This window comes from Dictyobacter formicarum (genome assembly GCF_016587435.1).
The window spans coordinates 130,659-150,223 of sequence record NZ_BNJJ01000004.1 but is presented as its reverse complement, the minus strand read 5'-3'; the positions used below and the strand labels follow the sequence as shown (position 1 = coordinate 150,223).

The 19,565-nt window shown below is 50.3% G+C and carries 15 protein-coding genes; 10 read left to right on the top strand and 5 right to left on the bottom strand.

The features are described from left to right. Window positions 1–413 precede the first annotated feature (413 nt). Window positions 414–3,131 carry a PAS domain-containing sensor histidine kinase gene (locus JMI88_RS08160; protein ID WP_201361316.1) on the bottom strand — a complete coding sequence of 906 codons (2,718 nt, stop codon included), beginning with the start codon at window positions 3,129–3,131 and terminating at the stop codon, window positions 414–416. 416 nt (window positions 3,132–3,547) lie between these two features. Here JMI88_RS08160 and JMI88_RS08155 point away from each other — a divergent pair, with 416 nt between their 5' ends. Genes JMI88_RS08155 through JMI88_RS08145 form a run of 3 tightly spaced genes read left to right on the top strand, consistent with a single transcriptional unit; the run spans window position 3,548 to window position 6,066 of the window. Then, on the top strand, window positions 3,548–4,798 hold the full coding sequence (locus tag JMI88_RS08155) for a Tm-1-like ATP-binding domain-containing protein (RefSeq protein ID WP_201361315.1): 1,251 nt from the start codon (window positions 3,548–3,550) through the stop codon (window positions 4,796–4,798). A gap of 19 nt (window positions 4,799–4,817) precedes the next feature. Then, window positions 4,818–5,645 carry a phosphoenolpyruvate hydrolase family protein gene (locus tag JMI88_RS08150; protein ID WP_201361314.1) on the top strand — a complete coding sequence of 276 codons (828 nt, stop codon included), beginning with the start codon at window positions 4,818–4,820 and terminating at the stop codon, window positions 5,643–5,645. Between the two features lie 4 nt (window positions 5,646–5,649). Continuing rightward, a complete protein-coding gene (locus tag JMI88_RS08145) occupies window positions 5,650–6,066 on the top strand; it encodes a cupin domain-containing protein (protein ID WP_201361313.1) in 417 nt (138 codons plus the stop codon). 356 nt (window positions 6,067–6,422) lie between these two features. On the opposite strand, the gene JMI88_RS08140 is transcribed toward JMI88_RS08145, so the two are convergent. After that, a complete protein-coding gene (locus tag JMI88_RS08140) occupies window positions 6,423–7,073 on the bottom strand; it encodes a uridine kinase family protein (protein WP_201361312.1) in 651 nt (216 codons plus the stop codon). A gap of 325 nt (window positions 7,074–7,398) precedes the next feature. On the opposite strand from JMI88_RS08140, the gene JMI88_RS08135 reads away from it, so the two are divergent. The 4 genes from JMI88_RS08135 (at window position 7,399) to JMI88_RS08120 (ending at window position 12,009) form a co-directional block, all read left to right on the top strand. Further along, window positions 7,399–8,409: a LacI family DNA-binding transcriptional regulator gene (locus tag JMI88_RS08135; RefSeq protein WP_201361311.1), complete on the top strand. Its 1,011-nt coding sequence runs from the start codon at window positions 7,399–7,401 to the stop codon at window positions 8,407–8,409. Window positions 8,410–8,892: 483 nt separating this feature from the next. Then, on the top strand, window positions 8,893–10,173 hold the full coding sequence (locus JMI88_RS08130; RefSeq protein WP_201361310.1) for an ABC transporter substrate-binding protein: 1,281 nt from the start codon (window positions 8,893–8,895) through the stop codon (window positions 10,171–10,173). Window positions 10,174–10,218: 45 nt separating this feature from the next. Beyond that, window positions 10,219–11,157 (top strand): carbohydrate ABC transporter permease, encoded by a 939-nt coding sequence (locus tag JMI88_RS08125; RefSeq protein ID WP_201361309.1) that lies wholly within the window; start codon window positions 10,219–10,221, stop codon window positions 11,155–11,157. 18 nt (window positions 11,158–11,175) lie between these two features. Continuing rightward, window positions 11,176–12,009 carry a carbohydrate ABC transporter permease gene (locus JMI88_RS08120; protein WP_201361308.1) on the top strand — a complete coding sequence of 278 codons (834 nt, stop codon included), beginning with the start codon at window positions 11,176–11,178 and terminating at the stop codon, window positions 12,007–12,009. 244 nt (window positions 12,010–12,253) lie between these two features. Here JMI88_RS08120 and JMI88_RS08115 read toward each other — a convergent pair whose 3' ends face one another. Next, entirely contained in the window at window positions 12,254–13,246 is a 993-nt protein-coding gene (locus tag JMI88_RS08115; protein ID WP_201361307.1) for a D-alanyl-D-alanine carboxypeptidase family protein, read from the bottom strand. A gap of 600 nt (window positions 13,247–13,846) precedes the next feature. Between JMI88_RS08115 and JMI88_RS08110 the strand changes: the two genes are divergently transcribed. Further along, a complete protein-coding gene (locus JMI88_RS08110) occupies window positions 13,847–14,485 on the top strand; it encodes a LysM peptidoglycan-binding domain-containing protein (protein ID WP_201361306.1) in 639 nt (212 codons plus the stop codon). 469 nt (window positions 14,486–14,954) lie between these two features. Here JMI88_RS08110 and JMI88_RS08105 read toward each other — a convergent pair whose 3' ends face one another. Next, window positions 14,955–15,248 carry an FmdB family zinc ribbon protein gene (locus tag JMI88_RS08105; protein ID WP_201361305.1) on the bottom strand — a complete coding sequence of 98 codons (294 nt, stop codon included), beginning with the start codon at window positions 15,246–15,248 and terminating at the stop codon, window positions 14,955–14,957. A gap of 491 nt (window positions 15,249–15,739) precedes the next feature. Between JMI88_RS08105 and fmdA the strand changes: the two genes are divergently transcribed. Together fmdA and JMI88_RS08095 are read left to right on the top strand one after the other, a co-directional pair. After that, complete coding sequence (gene fmdA / locus JMI88_RS08100; protein WP_201361304.1) at window positions 15,740–16,984, top strand: formamidase; 1,245 nt, start codon at window positions 15,740–15,742, stop codon at window positions 16,982–16,984. An 83-nt stretch (window positions 16,985–17,067) separates the two neighbouring features. Continuing rightward, complete coding sequence (locus tag JMI88_RS08095; RefSeq protein ID WP_201361303.1) at window positions 17,068–18,159, top strand: urea transporter; 1,092 nt, start codon at window positions 17,068–17,070, stop codon at window positions 18,157–18,159. A 98-nt stretch (window positions 18,160–18,257) separates the two neighbouring features. Here the strand turns inward: JMI88_RS08095 and JMI88_RS08090 are convergent, their stop codons facing one another. Next, complete coding sequence (locus JMI88_RS08090; RefSeq protein WP_201361302.1) at window positions 18,258–19,553, bottom strand: peptidoglycan bridge formation glycyltransferase FemA/FemB family protein; 1,296 nt, start codon at window positions 19,551–19,553, stop codon at window positions 18,258–18,260. Window positions 19,554–19,565: the final 12 nt, after the last annotated feature.

Sequence of the window (19,565 nt, the reverse complement as noted above, 5' to 3'; positions counted from 1 at the left end):
GAATGCTTCATTTATTTTCCCATGCTGAACAATAATAAAGAATTTGTACATAAAAAAGCATTGCGCTTACAGCGGCAATGAACACCATTCAGCGTGAGGGACATCAAAACATTGATGGGTAAAAGTAGCAGGAGTTTTCGGCGCTGAAAAATAAATGCTTCTGGAACGTGGATACTACCAAAGACGCTGTAGCACTGGTGCATGAGGCAAAACGATTTTAACTCATAGTTCCATATAGAAGTATAACATAAAAATGAAATCTATGTTAGAGGTAATCGGGGGACGGGTGTCATTCACAATTTTGCAAAATTGCGAATGACACCCTCAGGCGATATCCCGGGCAAGGTCACCCAACCAAACCAGAATACATGAGCGGCTCTTTTCTATATTTGCATATATTTTGCCATTCTACATTATCTATGCGCTAATGGCAAAGTGAACCAGAACGTTGATCCAGAGGTTGGAGAGCTATCAACTCCCACCTGACCATGGTGTTGCAGGATAATTCCCCGGCTGATATAGAGCCCCAGGCCCATACCGGGGGATCCACTATAGATAACCCGATCGGGTACCTGGTAAAAACGTTCCCAGATACGCACCTGCTCTGCTTGAGGCACGCCAGATCCCTGGTCTCGCACTTCTATCTTTACAATGTTGTCAAAGGCACAAATTCGTAACTCAATTAGAGTATCATCAGGACTATATTTGCTGGCGTTATTGATGTAATTCAGTAAGACCTGCTCGATACGCATCTCATCGGCAGCAACAAAGAGTGGCTGTTCGGTGGCAGACTCACGCAGAATGATCAGATGGGTCTCGTCCTCCGCAACCGCCGAAGCCATTACACGCTTTACCAGCGCGGTCAGATCAAATAGCGTGGGCAGCAAGTCTAAACACTGCCCCTGAATATAGGATGCATCCAGGATATCATCGATGAGGCGATGCTCAAGTGTAACCTGTCGCTCCCCACGCTCCAACATATCGACGATCTGCCGCATCAACATAATTGTCTGATCATTATTCCTGACCGCCACCGCGTCCTTGAGGCGCTTGAGCAGGCGCCGGGTTATCTGGATACTGGCTTTGACGGTCGCCAACGGAGCTCTAAGTTCGTGCCTGGCCAGGTTAAGAAATTCATCCTGCTGGCGACTAACCTGATCTTCAGCCACTGCACGAGCCTCGGCGGCGGTTCGCTCCCACATTAAACGTTCGCGCTCAATTAACAGGGCAATGAGCTTGCCAACAGCTTTTAACAGCGCCAGGGCCTCATGCAAAGGATAAACATCTTCTACATCACACCAATCGATACAAATCAATCCAGGATACGCACCGCTGACATAAAGAGGAGCAATTAAGACCGTTTTGACACCATAGGCGGCCAGGGTAGTGGTCAGGGCTGGCGATTGTTTCACATCTAATGCTAAGGCCTCGCCCGCCTGTAACGATGCCAGTTGGTCTGGATCAAAAAATGTAGCCAGGTGGTAGTTGGCCAACCTCTCATAAATATTAGCCCGCTCAATAGCGCTTCTCCCACTCACAGCCAACGGCTGAAAACGCCCACTCTCCGCTTCAATAGTCACGATATAGCCAAGCTGGCTCTCAAAGAGGTCGCGCGTCAGCGTCAGCATCTCGACCGCGATCTCCTGGCGGTTATTATAGCCCCTCTCTCTGCTGCTGGAATCGCCCTGATCGGGAAAACGTGCCAGAGACTCCGCCATATGCAACAGAGTGAGCAATGCTTCGCGCTTGCGGCGCTCTTGTTGATAACGGAGAGAGACATCGCGCCAGATCAAAACAGCGCCCAGCAGTTGTCCATCCGCCGCATAAATAGGCGTTCCTCCGATATTCAGGGTCAACGTGTGGCCGTCCAGAGCCATTATTTGTATATCTTCAGTGCCCGATTTTTCCAATACTTCGCCATGCAAAATACGATACGGCGGTGTCTGCTCTAAAGATAAAGGCTGACCATGCACATCCCGCATCTGTAGCTTTGCCACGCGCTCCGCCAGGGAACAACTTGTAAAATCTGCATCCTGCGAAGTCAGGCACGCCAGATCCCGAGCAGCCTGATTTATGCGCAGAATTTCCCCCTCACAACCCAGGATGACGATACCATCAGCGATAGCTTCAAAGGTGACATCCAATTGTTGGCGCAACTGCCACACCTGTTGCTCTGCCTCTTTGCGCTCGGTGATATTTTTTGCCACCGCATAGATCCTGGTAATGCCAGCTGCCTCATCCTTCACACAGTGGCAAATGTCATGCAACCAGTACATCGCGCCAGATTTTGCGATTATGCGCCACTCCTGCTCGTCAGCCACTCCTGCATGCATGGCGGCAATGCGCGCCGCTGCCTTTGGAAGGTCGTCAGGATGACATAATTGAACGATATTCCACCCTAACGCATCCAGTTCTTCCCCCGTATATTCGAGCAGGCTTAGCAACGTATCTGAGACCCACTCACGGCGCAGCTGGCCATCCGGTGCAATATAGCACACATAGGCATACTCGGCCAGAGAACTAGAAAGATGCTGTACACGCTGTTGAAGCTCATGCAGATGGAGCTGCTCCAACAGACGCCGCTCCAGAGTCTCCTCTAAATCCTGCTGCAATTGATGGGGACCGGTCACATCCCGCACCACAACCAGTATACTGCACGATTGTCCCTGCTCATCCTGCAATGGCTTGCCACTGATTTGCAAATACATCTTTTGTCCATCCAAAGCGATCGCACTTACGGTGGTAGCGACAGAGCCTAACAATGCCTCGCCGCTTAACAAACGCGCCAGTGGCGTGCTTTCAATCGCAAAAAGTTGTTCCTGCTCATCACCGCCCAGCTGGTGACAAATAGACATCACCGTAGCGAAGTTCTGTGGAAATTCACGCAGGATGCGGGCACAGAAAGACTGTGCCGCCACATTATAGGACTCAATGGTGCCCTGCATATCCAGTTGAAAAATAGCATCTGGAATCGCTTCCAGCAGGGTCTCAACCTCGCTTAAAATAGTAGAGCTTTGTTCAGTCGAACCGCTGACTGTTGAATGCGCACCCTCGTGCGCTTCAACTTGTAATTGAAGATGCTCATCTGGTGGGTTGATATGTGGAAAAGGCTGTGGTGTAGTTTGCTCCATGGACCAGATGCCTCATCAGGTAACGTAATGGAAAAAGTATATCTAGTATACCAGCAAGGAAAAGACAGGTACAAGATATCTTTGTGCCTTCGGCCTCTGACGCTTCGCGCCTACGGCGCTCAAAAATGTTATTCTGAGTTGCCAGCAGCGCGCCAGGCACGCTGCTGGCAACTCAATCTCAGAACGTGTCGGAATTTCATCTCCATAGGGAGATTGTGACTCGCCAACCAGGGGCGCTGACGTCCCCACTCTTTGAGCGCCGTAGACGCGTAGTGTCAGGTGCCGCAGGCACGAAAAGCATGGTTTTCAAATATCCGCGCAGCGGCTTATATTATAAGTTATACTATGAGAATGACAGTGCTTATACATTCGCTATACAATGATGTGTTTCTTGTAGAAGATAAAGGATGAGTATCATGGCAACTGTTATACTACTCGGAACGCTGGATACCAAGGGAGTGGAATATGACTACTTGCGCCAGCGTGTTCAGCAACTGGGCTGTGAAGTTATTCTGATTGATGCAGGCATCAAGGGTTCTCCTCAAGTACAGCCTGATATTCCCCATGAACAGGTCGCGCAGGCCGCAGGCATAGATGTAGCACAACTTGCTGCCCGTGGCGATCGAGGAGCGGCAGTGGCTGCGATGGCGCGTGGTGCCACCCAGGTTGTGCTGGAACTGTTTAAGCAGGGTCGGGTGCACGGTATATTTGGTCTGGGTGGTTCCGGCGGCTCCGCCATTGTGTCCCAGGTGATGCGCGCACTGCCGATTGGTGTACCCAAACTGGTGGTCTCTACCATGGCCGCCGGCGATACGCGTCCCTATGTAGGGGCAGTAGATATCACCATGATGTATTCGGTGGTAGATATCGCGGGCATCAATCGCATCTCCGAGCGCATCCTGACCAATGCTGCCGCCGGCATCAGCGGTATGGCCCACGCCTATGAAAGCTTTAAAGCGGCCAGCAGTGGCAAACCATTGATTGGCGCGACAATGTTTGGAGTAACCACACCATGTGTGGATGAGGCACGCAAATATCTAGAGAAGCGTGGCTACGAAGTGCTGGTTTTTCACGCCACCGGTACCGGAGGCCAATCGATGGAGACGCTGGCCAAAGATGGCTTCCTGGCCGGCGTACTGGATACCACCACTACCGAACTGGCGGATGAGTTAGTTGGCGGTGTACTGAGCGCTGGTCCACATCGCCTGGAGGCAGCGGGAGCCAAAGGTATTCCTCAAGTTGTCTCCCTGGGCGCGCTGGATATGGTCAACTTTGGTCCAATGGATAGCGTGCCTGAAAAGTTCAAGCAACGCAACCTGTATAAACATAATGAGACCGTCACCTTGATGCGCACCACCGTTGAAGAAAATGCCGAACTGGGGCGTATCCTGGCGCACAAGCTCAATCAGGCCAGTGGGCCGGTCGTGGTCTTTATTCCCCTGCGCGGCGTCTCGATGATCGATGTTGAGGGTGGCCCCTTCTATGATCCCCAGGCAGATCAAGCGCTGATCGAAAACCTGACCACCAATCTCAACCAGAAGATAGAGATCCATAAGCTTGATATGGATATCAACGATCCTCGTTTTGCCCGCGCCATGGCCAGCCGCCTGGATGAATACGTCCAGACACAACTCAAGCAACCCGGGCACGCGACCAGCGCGTCCTGATCAGAGGAGGGATGAAACTGTGCAAAGAGCAGATGCATTAGCGCGTCTTCAACAAACAATTAAGCAGGGAGGAGTAATTGTAGGTGCGGGGGCCGGAACAGGCCTCTCCGCCAAATGTGTGGAGGCTGGTGGGGTCGATCTGATTATCATTTATAATTCTGGCCGCTATCGCATGGCTGGTCGCGGTTCCCTGGCAGGACTGCTACCCTATGGAGATGCCAACGCCATCGTGGTTGAGATGGCCAATGAAGTCTTGCCAGTCGTGAAAAAGACGCCTGTGCTGGCCGGTGTCTGCGGCACCGATCCATTCCGCATGATGCCCTATTTTTTGCGTCAGCTCAAAGAGATGGGCTTCGCCGGTGTGCAGAACTTCCCTACCGTGGGTCTGTTCGATGGTACGTTCCGCCAGAATCTTGAAGAGACCGGCATGGGCTTTGGGCTGGAAGTCGACATGATCAGGACCGCGCATGAGCTGGATCTGTTGACCGCCCCCTATGTCTTTAATCCCGACGAGGCGCGCGCGATGGCCGAAGCAGGCGCGGATATACTGGTGCCTCACATGGGACTCACCACCAAGGGCTCGATTGGCGCACAGACGGCTGTAACGCTGGATGACGCGGTCACACGCATCCAGGCCATGCATGACGCCGCCAAAAAAGTCAATCCAGAGATTCTCGTCTTATGCCATGGTGGTCCCATCGCTGAACTAGAAGACGCCGCTTACGTCCTCCAGCGTACCAGGGGCATAGCTGGCTTCTTTGGTGCATCCAGCATGGAGCGTCTCCCCACGGAAATCGCCATCACCGAGAATACACGCCGCTTCAAAGCCATTCAGAGAGGAGAATAACAGCATGGAAAAGCCCATTGATCCCCACAGTGTTCCCACGCAAACTTTTGATTGGGGGATTATCAAATGGCTGGTCAAACCCGAATATACGGTAGGCACAGGCCTGACCTTCGGCGAGGTTATCCTGCTGCCTGGCAAGGGACACGCACGCCACAACCATCCCGAGTCGGAAGAGATTCTTTATGTGCTCTCGGGCGAGGGGGAACAGATGGTCAATGATGAAGAGGCATTTCCGATCAAGGCCGGTGATACAATCTATGTCTCCATCGGCGTCTATCACTCTACCCTGAATACAGGTTGGGAACCGTTACGCTTAATCGCCCTGTATAATCCAGCCGGAGCCGAACGGGTACTTGAAACCGCGCCTGATTTCAAAGAAGTGCCCGCAGGACAGTTGCCAACCCTGCAACGTCCATCGTAGCCGGCAACGTTCAAATCCAATAGACGCACAAACAACAATAGGTTCGGGGCTTGCCCCCGATTGTCGCACCGCAGTGCGACCCGGTACCCATATCGTTCGGCTCCTTTTATAGGATATTCCCTCGCTATAGGTCGTTCTGGCGATTCGGGTGAGAGGAACCTCATAGGCCGCATACCCATGAGGATGATCCGCTTTTGGGCACCGCGTGTGGTAACGTGGTGATGAAAAGGGGGGCCGAGCAGCGAGGATACAGGGTCGCCCTAACGGGGCGACAATCGGGGGCAAGCCCCGAACCTATGTAATTACGTTTAAATTGGTTTTTGCATAAAAAAATGCGTATATATCATGATGGTTATTTATGCGTGGTGACCAAAGAAGGTGTCGTAGGAGAAGCTATCGTGAATTTCGAGCGCGAAATCCGCATCGCGCTCCTGCTGGAGGATCCAGCGTCGCTCGCCAAGCTCTATAAAGTGACGGCGGGCGTCAAATACTTCGATCGGCTTGCCGCGCTCTTCGACATCGCGTACGCGGGCGCGGGCGCGCCGAATATCCAGATCTGCGACGACAAAAATTTTGACAATCGATTGTGCATAATCGCGAAAAAACTGTTCGCTGCGAATCGTATACAGCCCTTCGATGATCAGCTTTTGCTGCGGCCGCAAATACATAGGTTGATAACCAACGCGGCGGTTAGCCACAAAACTATATTGAGGAATGAATGTCTGCCCCCGCTGCAAAAGTTCTTTAATGTTTCGTCCCAACGTGTGAAAATCATAGGCCTCAGGACTCTCCCATTGAGGAGCCGCCCCATAGACATCATCATACTCGATAGTGATATCATCCTCATCCACAAAATAGTGATCCATCGAGAGAACCGCTGCATCAAGATAATGCGCCAATCGCGTCGAAAAGGTGGTCTTGCCGGATGCAGCGGGCCCAGCAACCAGGTATACCTGCGCAAGTGGCAAATCTTCTATCCGTGAAATCAGGGCAGGCATGCGTAACATTAATGACTCCTTTGAGACTTAGTCTAAATATATCTTTTTATGTTTATGACCAGCAGACACAGAAATATTAAGGCAATATTATGAATGTAACCTCAAGTTAATAATTTTACCCAACAATGGGGGATTTGTCTATGTGTGTTGTCAAATATTTGCTGTGTAAATATTTGACAACACACATAGACAACTTATTATTTATATTTAGAAATTGGAAAATTCAGGTAGATATAGCGAAGTATTGACTTAACCAGAAAAATATGTTAATTACAATTTAACATTACGTTTATCGATTAACTTGCGTTGGCTTCTACGAGGACGAAGGAGCTCCATGACAACTATTTACGATATTGCCAGGGCCGCAGGTGTAACGGCAACAACAGTTTCCAATGTATTGTCGGGCAAAGGTTCGGTTAGTTCGGCCACTCGGGCCAGGGTAATGCAATATGCCGAGGAGCTGAATTACAGTCCCAACCTGGTTGCTCGCAGCCTGATTAAGGGAAGAACCGGCGTACTGGGACTGGTCTTCCCGTCGATCGATAATCCTTTCTATGCGGAGATAACGGCGGCGATGGAGCGCCTGGCTTACCAGGCTGGCTTCCGTATTTTTGTCTCGACATTCTCCAACGGCGACCAGACCGGACAAAAGATGTTGAAAGATCTGGCCCTGCGACGTGTGGATGGCGTCATTATTTTCTCGGCCGCCATCTCCCTCGACATTATTCACGCCATGGCCTTACCACATCTGCCAATCATCTATTGTCTGGAAGAAGAGATGCAAGCCTGCCCCTTCCCAGCTCTCTCTTATAACTTCTTTCAGGGTGGTCAGCTTGCCGGTGAGCATCTCCTATCATTAGGACATCGACATATTGGTTTGCTTACACATATGACTGATGAAGGTGAGTATTGCCATGTGGCCCGTGTCAAAGGATTGCAGGCGGCCCTGGCAACCTACAACCTTGAGCTTGATAGCCGCCTGGTAAAAAATGGAATTTCCAGTGTAGAACCGGGCAAAATCGTGGGTCGTGAGCTCCTGACGCAACCCAACCGTCCGACAGCCGTGTTCGCCACCAACGACATGATGGCCATAGGCTTGATGGCGGCAGCCTGGGAACTGAATATTCAGATTCCTCGTGACCTCTCGGTCATCGGCTTTGATGGCATTGCCATTTCACGCTTCACCACACCACCTCTGACAACCATCAAAATTGATATAGATAGACTAGCAGCAGAGGCGATCAATCTCTTGCTACATAACATTGAAAATCCATTATCATCGCAGACGATTGTGCTCCCAGCCCAGCTTCTCGCAGGTGCCTCAACGGGACCACTTCATCTATAACAAAAGATCTATGAAAGGAGGACAGTACATACATTCTTATCTTAATGAAGTAATGAAGTCATAGCGGACATTCATCACAGAACCAGGCAATTATCTGCGTTCATATTTGCTACGACAAGCAAGGAGGCAAGGCATGCTAACAAGCAGCACAAGTCAAAACCAGCGTCAGCAATTGCTATTTCGTACATCTCTTCAAATGCATTACGGGCCCCACTCCAGCCCAACCCCTTCTAAGTCTTACAGATCGCGTAAGTTTCGCTTAAAGCAGCGCCATTAGCAGAGCACGCAGTTTCTGCTTTAAGGTGCAGCTAACATGGCCAAAATGTAAAGCGAACAACCGTATATCCAGTCGAATTAGTAGCGCTGCTAACTTTTAAAAGCCAGTAAGCGCCAGGTCTGACCATACACGATTTAAAGAAAACGTTATCTACTGTCGCATCCAGAATGAATGGGTCAAAGTTTCATGAAAGTGAGAGGTTCAACATGAATCACACCACCGATCGCACACCGCGTAAGGTAGCGACCTCGATAATAAGCATCATATGCTTACTATCGCTCTTCGCAGTCATGCTAAGCGCCTGCGCGGGACCAGGTTCCAGCCCCAAAATTGAGCTTACCTTGTGGTATTGGAACCGCTCAATTGACGATGCGCTCATCCAACAAGTGGGCAAAGTATTTCCGAATATCGACCTGCGCGCAGAGAAGATCACCGATTACGATAGCAAAGTCAGAACATCCATGGCGGGACATCATGGAGTTCCTGACCTCCTCGGCATCAACTCCAACATTGCTACCTATTTTCCAGATGAAGACCAGTTCGTCGACCTGCGCACCCTGGGTGCCGATTCCATCAAATCTCAATACCTGGACTGGAAATGGAATCTAGGTGTAGCACCTGGCGGCAAGCTGATCGCCCTGCCGATGGATACGGGTCCAACCGCTCTCTTCTATCGCGAAGACCTCTTTGCCAAAGCTGGCCTGCCAACCGATCCGCAGGAAGTCACCAATCAGTTTAAAACCTGGGATGACTATATCCAGGCGGGCACGAAAATGAAACAGGCCACCAACGGCAAAGTGTTTATGTTTGATAACATCAACAACGTCTTCAGCCAGGCGGTTGGTCAGCATGCGCTGCAATATTTTGACCACTCCGACAAGTATATCGGCACCCAGGATATCGTCAAGCAGGCATGGTCCCTGGCCAACAAGGTTCACCAGGCGGGCATCAGCGCCAACATCGATAACTGGACCACAGAATGGAACGCGGGTATCAGCAACGGCACCATCGCTTCATTTGTCGGCGCCGTATGGATGAAGCAAATATTGCAGGATGCCGCGCCAAATACCAAGGGCAAGTGGCGCATCGCTCGCAATCCTGGCGGAGACGGCAACTCCGGCGGCTCGTTCCTGGCCGTCACCAAAGCCAGTGCTCATCCCAAAGAGGCCTTTGAAGTTATCAAGTGGCTCGAAAATCCCGCGAACCAGTTGACCGCGTACAAATCATTACAGCTCTTCCCTTCTACCCTCAGCACGCTCGATCAGCCCGGCATGAGCTCTAAGGAAGACTTTTACGGCGGGCAGGACACCAACCAGATCTTCTCGGTGGCCGCCAAAGATATTCCTCGCTTCTATTTTAATGAGTACAGCGATATCGTCGGCGGAGCGTACAGCGATCAACTAAGCTTGATTGCACAGCAAAATAAAAACTCAGAGCAGGCCTGGAATGACGCTCAAACAGAAATTCAGAGACAACTGTTACGGTAGTCATCGTCTGTTATCCCTGCTATTCAAAAGAAGAAGGAGAAACACATGAGTAGTATCAGTCCAGTTGCTGTCTCCCAACATCAAGCCCGACAGGATGCTGTGGTGAAGCCCAAAAGCAAGTTCCGTAAATATCTTCCCATGTATCTGTCGATCGCGCCATACTTTGTCATTTTTCTGGCGTTCAGCATCATCCCAACCGTTTTCTCGCTGTATCTGGCCTTCCAGAAGTGGGACGGCATTGGTCAGATGAGCTTCATTGGCTTCAACAATTTCACCTTTGCCCTCTCCGATCCCAAGTTTGGCACCGCCATCCTCAATACCTTTGAGATCTGGTTCATGTCAACCATTCCCATGCTCTTCCTGGCATTGATTATGGCCTTCTTGCTCAACCAGCGGACACGCTCCAAGTTCGCCTATCAGATCTCCTACTTTCTGCCGAATATCACATCGATCGTGGCCATTACACTGATCTTCAACTCGTTATTTGGCGAACAGTTCGGACTCATCAACACCGTACTGACTGCCCTGCACCTGCCTGCGGTGCAGTGGCTCAGCGATTTCTGGGCCATGAAATGGGCGATCGCCTTGCTCGTCATCTGGCGCTGGGTAGGCTATAACGCCCTGGTCTACATGGCTGGCCTCCAAAGCATCCCGTCCGACTTCTACGAGGCCGCCCGCATAGATGGTGCGAACACCATCAACATCTTCTTCCGCATCACAGTCCCGCTGCTGCGGCCGGTCATTCTCTTCACCGTCATCTCCTCCACCCTGGGAGGCCTGACCCTCTTTACTGAGCCAAAGATTCTCTATGGAAATAATGGAGGCGTCGGCAACCAGGGCCTCACCATGTCGCTGTATCAATACTGGCAATCCTTTGCCACGTACCATTATGGATACGGAGCGGCCGTCAGCTGGATCATGTTCTTTATCTTGCTGGCCTTTACCTTCGTCAACTGGAGAATCGTACAGCACGGTGATAACTAAGACAAAGGAGTCGATGCAATGAAAGATTATGGCACACGTACACAGCGCATCATCACACACGTGATCCTGTTAATATTCCTGGTGGCGTCCATCTTCCCATTTTATTGGATGATCGTGATGTCCACCAATACGACCAGCGACATCTATCGTATTCCGCCAAAAGTTATCTTTGGAAATCAATTATGGATCAACATTTCACACGTGCTCCAGAATATTGATTTCCTCACCGACTTCGGCAATACATTGCTGATCGCGGTCAGCGTCACGGTGCTGGTCCTCTTCTTCTGTTCAATAGCAGGCTTCACATTTGCCAAATTTGAATTTCCCGGCAAAAAAGTGCTGTTCGTTATCCTGCTAGGTACCATGATCATCCCATCCGCCGGCTCACTGGTGGCATCATTTGTCATCATGGCCGACCTGGGCTGGATCGGCACCTTCCTGCCGTTGATCATCCCAAGCATGGTCACCGCGTTCGGCATCTTCTGGATGCGCCAGTACTCGCTATCAGCGATCCAGAGCGACCTGATTGACGCGGGCCGCATCGATGGTTGTAGTCACCTACGTCTCTATTGGAACGTTGCCCTACCAACCCTGCGACCCGCGCTGGGCTTCCTGGGCGTTATCACCTTTATCAATGCCTGGAATGACTATCTCTGGCCCTTGATTGTGCTCAATGATCCCAAAACCTATACGCTACAGCTTGCCCTGGCACAATTAAATGGTGTCTACAGCACAGACTACAGCATGGTCATGGCCGGCACATTAATGTCAACGATACCCTTGATCATCATCTTCTTCTTCGGTGCGCGCCAGTTCATCGCCAACATCTCGGCAGGCGCCCTGAAATTTTAACCAGAGGGTACACTTGCCGGAGTTCTTTTGTGGACGGGCGCATACGCCCGTCCACATCCCTTCCACGCAAAGTTGCTTTTGTCGCATTAAAACCGAAATCGAGTGAAAGGATCGAATAAGAGAGATCATGAAAACATATTGATGATATTACATGGACGGCGCCGAGCGCCGTCCATGTAATATCATCAATACAATAAGATATCTCTATACATTCTTTTTAGCTACCGTATCTTGTGGTCAGCTACTACAATTTGCCGCTTAGTTTCAGGAATCCCCAGTCCAATAAATTTGAGACATCGGTGTTGCGCTGCGCCTCGTCAGAACTGTTTAAGATGGCGCCGACAATATAGTGTCCATCACGTGCTGCGGCAAAGGCCAGACAATAGCCAGCGATGCTGGAGTGGCCGGTTTTAACGCCCAGCATGCCGGGATAGGTAGAGAGCAGGCCATTCGTGTTTGACCAATCATATTTACGGTGATACATCGTGGGTGCCAGACTATACGAGGCTTGCGCGACGATGCTGGCAAAGGTACTATTGGCCATCGCATATTCGGCCAGTTTCGTGAGATCGGCCGCGCTGGTCATACTGACGTCGCCACTGATCGTCAAACCATCAGGATCCACAAAATGGGTCTGGGTCAAGCCCAATCTGGTCGCCTTGTTATTCATCATCGCCACAAAATTCGGGGTTGAACCACCAACGTAATCGGCCAGAGCAGTAGCCGCATCCGCGCCCGAGGGCAACAATGCGCCATACAAAAGATCCCTGACCTTGATAACATCGCCCAGGTGTAGTTGCGCCGTACTACTGGTGCCATCGGCGGTACGATCAACCGCATCCTGAGAAATAGTGATTTTGGTATCCAGATTAACGTCCTCGATGGTCAGGATAGCGGTCATAATCTTGGCCGTACTGGCCATCGGCAACACCTTGTTGCCATTCACGTTCGACAACACGGCATTCGTATTGCCATCCACCATATAAATGGCTGAAGCCTGGGATTGAGGCATCATGCCCCGAGGTGTTGGCGTCGGTGTCGGAAATGGGGTCGGAGTCGGCTCTGGAGTCGGTGTTGGCGTCGGTTCCGGAGTCGGCGTTGGCGTCGGCGTCGGATCCAAAGAACCCAGCATGTCCATAAATTTATTATTGACAGATGTAAATGCAAAGATGTAACAGGTAGATCCAAACAATAAAATAATTATTATCAATACAATAGCGAAAACACGGCGTTCCATGCACAGGCTCCCGTCTAATACACAAAAATTTTTAGATAGTCTTCCAATAATATTATCGAATGAGAGCTCATTTTGTTAACAACCTGGAATGGTAATTTTTCGAACCTTTGCGGCTGAAAGTTATAATGTGATCAAAATAAAATGATATATATTACAGCCATATAACATGTATAAGGATAATATTGGTTGTTATTAATAAAGCAATTGAGCAGGTAAATAATCAAATTGGCATCTTTAATGCTCTTATTGAAGAAGCTCGTTACAGCTCATTTACGCATTATTAACTACTTAACTAGGTAATTAGGGCTAGATTCAACCGCATTTCTAGGTGTATCAATATATTTCATGGTATTCTAGCAATGTTCCCACAACGACCTGAACAGCAGGCTACGTGATCATGTCCATGGGTAATGTGGATGAGGAACACCGCATAGCGAGCGGTATTGGAAGTTGTCTAATCGAAGTGAGGAAATGTTGCAAGTATATCAGAACCTTAAGAATTTCTTACGTCCGGAAAAGTCAAAGCAGTCGAAAAAAAGTCGTTTTATTGCAGTTATGGGAACATTAAGTCTGCTTAGCACCACATTAGGAGTAAATGCAGTGACTCCTAATATAGCGCATGCAGCAACGAACACCGCACATACAACCACAGCCAATATGGCAAACACAACTACCAGCTGTGCGAATGCCTATACAGTTGTAGCCGGTGACACGTTAAGTCAGATAGCCAAACGTTACATGGTCAGCTGGTTGACCCTGGCAAGCGTCAATAGTATTGCCAATCCTAATCTCATTTTTATAGATCAGAAAATTTGTATTGATAACGCGGTAGCTCGTACGGTTTCTAAAAACGTACCAGTAGCCCCTAAAAGTGTTCCACCAGCACCGGCCGCTAAGCAAGCTGCCGTGCCCACGCCAGCACCGGCCCCCGCCGTACCTGCGCCAGCAGCTACGCAGAGCACTGACATCAACGGAATGATTGATGAAATCTTTGGACCTTATGCTGCAGGTGCCAAGAGCGTTGCAGCATGCGAGTCAGGGATGAATCCTAATGCCACCAACACATACTCGATTGGTGGAAGTCATGCCGCTGGTATATTCCAAATTCTTTACCCGAGCACATGGAGTACCACCTCACAGGCTGGCATGTCTCCATATAATGCCAGGGCAAACATCATAGCCGCCCACGAAATATTTGCACGCGATGGCTACAGCTGGCGTGAATGGGTGTGTAGATAAAGTAAATATATTGGGATAACGTTAAACAATTATTAAATCAAGTTCTAGACAGCTTCAATAATTAGTCGCTTACAAAGAAGGGGCCAGGTTCCCAGTATGGGAGCCTGGCCCCTCCCTTTCGGGCGTCCGCATACGCGGCCGAGCCTATTTTTTCTGTTAGCGCATGCAGGGCGCACGGCGCCCTGCATGCGCTAACATGTTAGAAAGTGTCTGACCCCCACGCCAATGGTGGTCTCTCTGCCTCACGCTACGCTCCTACGGAGCTCAAAAGAGGTTTTTATGTTGGTGCAAAACATGCGCTGTGCGCACATTTTGCACCAACATAAAAAGAGATTGGGGGCATTTGCGCTGATACATTTCGATGGCCCATGCGATGGAACCTTCAAAAAACATGATACCAATAGGTTCGGACCTTGCGCCCGATTTGCTCCCTTGACGAGCGATACCGTTAAAGTATTTTGAGCCCATATTAATGTTCAAGCATCCAGGGACGTCCATGGGACTGGTGAAAGACGGGAGGAGCGGGCTGCTCGCGTGGTTTCTCAGGTTCTCTACGAATGACTTCTGGTTCGCAGGTGCTTTTTTCAGCACGATAATAGGCCTGCGCCAATGCAGGCGGGGTGCGTACCAGACCGGGCGCGGTGTAAATTCGTCTGACTTCGCGCTGGCATACAGGACAGTACATGGGGGCTGCAGCATCAGCGAGTGAACGCCAATACTCAAATGAGCCACACTGCTCACAACGAAATTCATATCTTGGCATACTCATTCTCCACACTGCTCTTCTTCAGTTCATCAGCCAATCTCACAGGAAATCATACATTATTTGTTCACCATTTGCAAAGGAAATCTTTCTACTGATAAGTCAATACGCATTTACTTCACTTGACAGAAAGAATATTTTAGGATACCGTATTAGTGTACGCAGTAAAAGACAAGAAAGCGCAAACATAGATGCTAGCTGTGTTTAATCATAGTTGAGAACATTTGCACATAGCATTCTTTGATGATATCTCCTCCATAAAGAAACGCGCTAATAACAAAACACAACATGGCATCTCACATAGTAGCAGCATAGAGTATTTTTCTGTTCGCCGAGGTATTCGTTCTGCGGGAATATCACGGTTCTAGCCGTATTTCTCGTTCCGCATACAGACAATGGCGTCACGTATAGTTCAATCGTATGGATCACGTCAAACTTTAGATTGATACACCTTTCTGCGTTACTAACCGCATACGTAAAGGAAAACGATCATGACGATGACGACCACAGCGATGAGACCTGAAGTGTTATTTGGTGTAGATCTGGACAAACCCTGGAGCCAGCAACAGATCGTTGGCCATAACCGCTGGCATCCAGATATTCCAGCGATGGCTTCCGTGAAACCAGGTACCATCTTCAGAATGGAATGTAAAGACTGGACGGATGGACAGATTAAGAACAGTGATAGTGCGAACGACGTACGCGATGTCGACCTTTCAATTCCTCACGTGCTTAGCGGCCCAGTTGCTGTTGAGGGTGCAGAACCAGGAGACGTGCTTGTCGTCGATATTCTCGATGTGACCTCATTCGCGGGCAAAGCAACTTCCTGGGGCTTCACCGGCATCTTCTCTCGTGATAATGGCGGTGGCTTCCTGACCGACCATTTTCCTGATGCGCATAAAGCTATCTGGGATCTCAATGGAGTAGTAGCAACATCGCGGCACGTTCCTGATGTGCGTTTTGTAGGTATTCCGCATCCTGGCCTGATCGGCTGTGCCCCCTCCCATGAGCTCCTCAACGCCTGGAATAAGCGCGAGGCTGATCTGATTGCCACTGATCCCAATCGAGTTCCACCACTGGCTTTGCCTCCACTTGAGAAAAATGCGGTGATGGGATCCCTGAAGGGAACTGATATGCAGAATGCGGCGCGCGAAGCAGCGCGCACCGTGCCACCGCGCGAACATGGCGGCAACTGTGATATTAAAAATCTTACCCGTGGCTCGCGCGTCTACTTCCCGGTCTATGTCAACGGCGCCAATCTGTCATTGGGCGATCTGCACTTCTCACAGGGAGACGGTGAGATCACCTTCTGCGGTGCTATCGAGATGGCCGGCTCTATTGACCTCAAGGTAGATTTGATTAAAAACGGTGTCAATACCTACAGCATGCAGAGTCCCATTTTTAGAAGTAGTCCACTGGAACCTCGCTACTCTAATTTCCTGGTCTTTGAAGGGATATCGGTTGATGAGGCGGGCAAACAGCATTATATGGATGCCCATATCGCCTATAGAAATGCGTGTCTGAATGCTATTAGCTACCTCGAAAAATGTGGCTACACAGGCGAACAGGCCTATATCATCCTGGGCGCCGCGCCAATCGAAGGTCGGGTCAGCGGTATCGTGGATATTCCGAATGCTTGCTGCTCGCTGTACCTGCCAACGGAAATTTTCGAGCGCGATATTGAGCCAATGAGGCATTCCGTTTCCCAGAAAATGCAAGTAGCAGTCACCAGTTAAACGCAAACAAGCTCTGTGGTCATGCTTTTCTCCAACCCGGATGCTGTCACTGGCAGCATCCGGGCTATATGGAGGTAATAAAGATGGAGCATACAATCCCCGTGGAGCGCCTGACTGCCCCCTGGGAGCGGATGACGAATGAGAATGTGCTTCTACGCTTTGTAGATACGCTCCTGCGCGGTTGCGGACAGGTTATGTTCCAGAATAATCCTCTCACTGGCCTCTTATTTCTGATTGGAATCTTTGTCAATTCAGCGCTCCTGGGACTGGCCGGAGTAATTGGATTGGTAGTGAGCACATTGACTGCTATGGTTCTCAAGGCGGATAACAACGCAATTCGTGCGGGCCTCTTTGGCTTTAACGGTATCCTTACTGGTATCGGGCTTGCGTTTTTCCTCAAGTGGAATCCTACGCTGCCAGTGTATATCATCCTTGCCGGTATTCTTAGTAGCATCGTGATGATGAGCCTGGTAAATGTGCTTGGGAGCCGTGACGTGCCTGCTCTGACAGCACCTTTTGTGCTTTCGGCCTGGATTTTCCTGTTTGCCGTCTTCCTGTTTAGTCACCTGCAATCTACGCAGGCGATACAGCCTGCCCTGTTGAAGCCAAGTGCAGCTGTACAGACTGCCCTGCGGCCACTGCCAACCTCACTTGTGGGCGCCGGCATTACGCCACTCAATTTGGTGGAAGCTTTTTTCCGAGGCATTGGAGAGGTCTTCTTTCAGGACAATCTACTTACGGGCCTGATATTTCTGGTCGCCATCCTCGTCAACTCACGGATCTCTGCTCTCTTTGCAGCACTAGGTTCTCTTGTGGGGATGCTCACCTCGCTCTTCTTACTGGGAGGCGATGGCCACTGGGTTTATCATGGTCTTTATGGCTTTAACGCCGTCCTGAGCGCAATTGCTGTTGGCGGCGTCTTCTATGTCCTGACATGGCCGTCCGCGATTTATGCTTTGTTTTGCGCTTTAATTGCAACGGTTCTGATGGCCTCGATAAGTGTCTTTCTCTCACCACTTGGGATGCCTGCATTGACGGCCCCCTTTGTCGTGAGTGCATGGCTCTTCATTCTACCAAGAAATGGTTTCCTCGCCCTGCGCTCGGTTACGCTGGGAGAGGTCACAAATCCTGAGCGTATCCGCCGTGCTTACCGTGAGCAAGCGCTCGCTCATTAAAAAAGCGCAAAGAAAGATGAAAACCTGTAGGTGCGCCCCTCGCGGGCGCTTTTTCGAGCGGGAAGAGCAAAAGCGCCCGCGAGGGGCGCACCTACGAGTCATTTTTCTTGTGTTTGAAAAGCCTTTTTCTGTTTTTTGGGCGTCTTGCTAGCGGGACGTGGCGTTTCGGGAATGCTCGGCAGCGGAGTGGCATTGGGTACAGCCTCAGGACGTGGCGTCTCTGGAATCTGCTGTCTGGTTGCCGCTGGCGTTTTTTGCGCTGGTGCTTGCTCCTGAACCGAACCAGCAGCCGGGTTCGCCTGCTGAGCCGCCTCGCGTGCAGCCTTCTTCTGCTCAGCCTGCTTCAGTTCCTCGGCCTTTCTCTTTGCAGCCTGCTTACTTTCGTACCAATGTTTACCATCCAGCAACAAACGATAGGCTTGATACACCAGGGGTCGATAGACAAGATCCTGCGTCTCCAACGAGCGCATAGCATAGCCACCAAAGCCGCGCTTGAAATTATAGACGCCATAGAGTTCATTGCCCTCTTCCAGCACATCAGGAATACCACGTGAATTGAAATACCAGCACCCATGAGACTTGGCCCAGAGGATACGCTGCCATTGTAGCAAATAATTGATCCGCATTTCTCGCGACTCATTGGAGGCAGCCTCGTACATATTCCAGCTCCAGCGTCCCAGACGTACCACGATCGCAGCGGCAATAATACGGTTGTCGTATTCAGCTACCAGGAGTGCAGCATTGTCTTTATACAGGCGCAGGAAATTTTCATAATACTCTTTGCTCAGTATCATAAATTCGCTGCGCTCACCGGTCTCACAATAAATACGGTAAAAAGCATCAATGCCAGACTGCTCATGGCTCTCGCGAATAACCACGCCGGTACGTGCCGATGTACGAATATACTGGCGTGTCTTCTTATGCATTTTAGACATCAACTCTTGCTCTTCGCCACGGATATCGGTTACCCACTCATGGCGCAGGTGATGAGCATAAGGGATGGAGCAAAAGCCATAGTGGCGCAACGCATTCAGCCAGGTCCTATCGCCATCAGGCACACCAGGTTCTACCTTCAGCATACAGGCGCCACGTTTATGCGCCTCAGCTTTGACGAAATTAAGCAGCAACGTCATCGCTGGCGAGGCAGGGTCCTCGACAATAGGACCGCGAGGAGCGTAAAAATAAGGAACGCGCAGAACAGGCACGGTAGCAACAAGCACAAGCATAACGGCACAAAGTGAACCATCGTCCTTCACCACCCCGACGTGCAGTGAATCGGCACGGCGATTACTCATCAGCTCGCCCCACTCATAGGTCTGGGTGAGATTACATAACTCGGACGCCGCCACAAAGTCATTCCATTGCTGGCGATCAGTAATGATTTGCGCCTTCATTTCCTCTATCCT

Coding starts and splice junctions, on each gene's coding strand:
- JMI88_RS08160 (WP_201361316.1), bottom strand. CDS start 3,131: ATGGAGCAAACTACACCACAGCCTTTTCCACATATCAACCCACCAGAT.
- JMI88_RS08155 (WP_201361315.1), top strand. CDS start 3,548: ATGGCAACTGTTATACTACTCGGAACGCTGGATACCAAGGGAGTGGAA.
- JMI88_RS08145 (WP_201361313.1), top strand. CDS start 5,650: ATGGAAAAGCCCATTGATCCCCACAGTGTTCCCACGCAAACTTTTGAT.
- JMI88_RS08140 (WP_201361312.1), bottom strand. CDS start 7,073: ATGTTACGCATGCCTGCCCTGATTTCACGGATAGAAGATTTGCCACTT.
- JMI88_RS08135 (WP_201361311.1), top strand. CDS start 7,399: ATGACAACTATTTACGATATTGCCAGGGCCGCAGGTGTAACGGCAACA.
- JMI88_RS08130 (WP_201361310.1), top strand. CDS start 8,893: ATGAATCACACCACCGATCGCACACCGCGTAAGGTAGCGACCTCGATA.
- JMI88_RS08125 (WP_201361309.1), top strand. CDS start 10,219: ATGAGTAGTATCAGTCCAGTTGCTGTCTCCCAACATCAAGCCCGACAG.
- JMI88_RS08120 (WP_201361308.1), top strand. CDS start 11,176: ATGAAAGATTATGGCACACGTACACAGCGCATCATCACACACGTGATC.
- JMI88_RS08115 (WP_201361307.1), bottom strand. CDS start 13,246: ATGGAACGCCGTGTTTTCGCTATTGTATTGATAATAATTATTTTATTG.
- JMI88_RS08105 (WP_201361305.1), bottom strand. CDS start 15,248: ATGCCAAGATATGAATTTCGTTGTGAGCAGTGTGGCTCATTTGAGTAT.
- fmdA (WP_201361304.1), top strand. CDS start 15,740: ATGACGATGACGACCACAGCGATGAGACCTGAAGTGTTATTTGGTGTA.
- JMI88_RS08095 (WP_201361303.1), top strand. CDS start 17,068: ATGGAGCATACAATCCCCGTGGAGCGCCTGACTGCCCCCTGGGAGCGG.
- JMI88_RS08090 (WP_201361302.1), bottom strand. CDS start 19,553: ATGAAGGCGCAAATCATTACTGATCGCCAGCAATGGAATGACTTTGTG.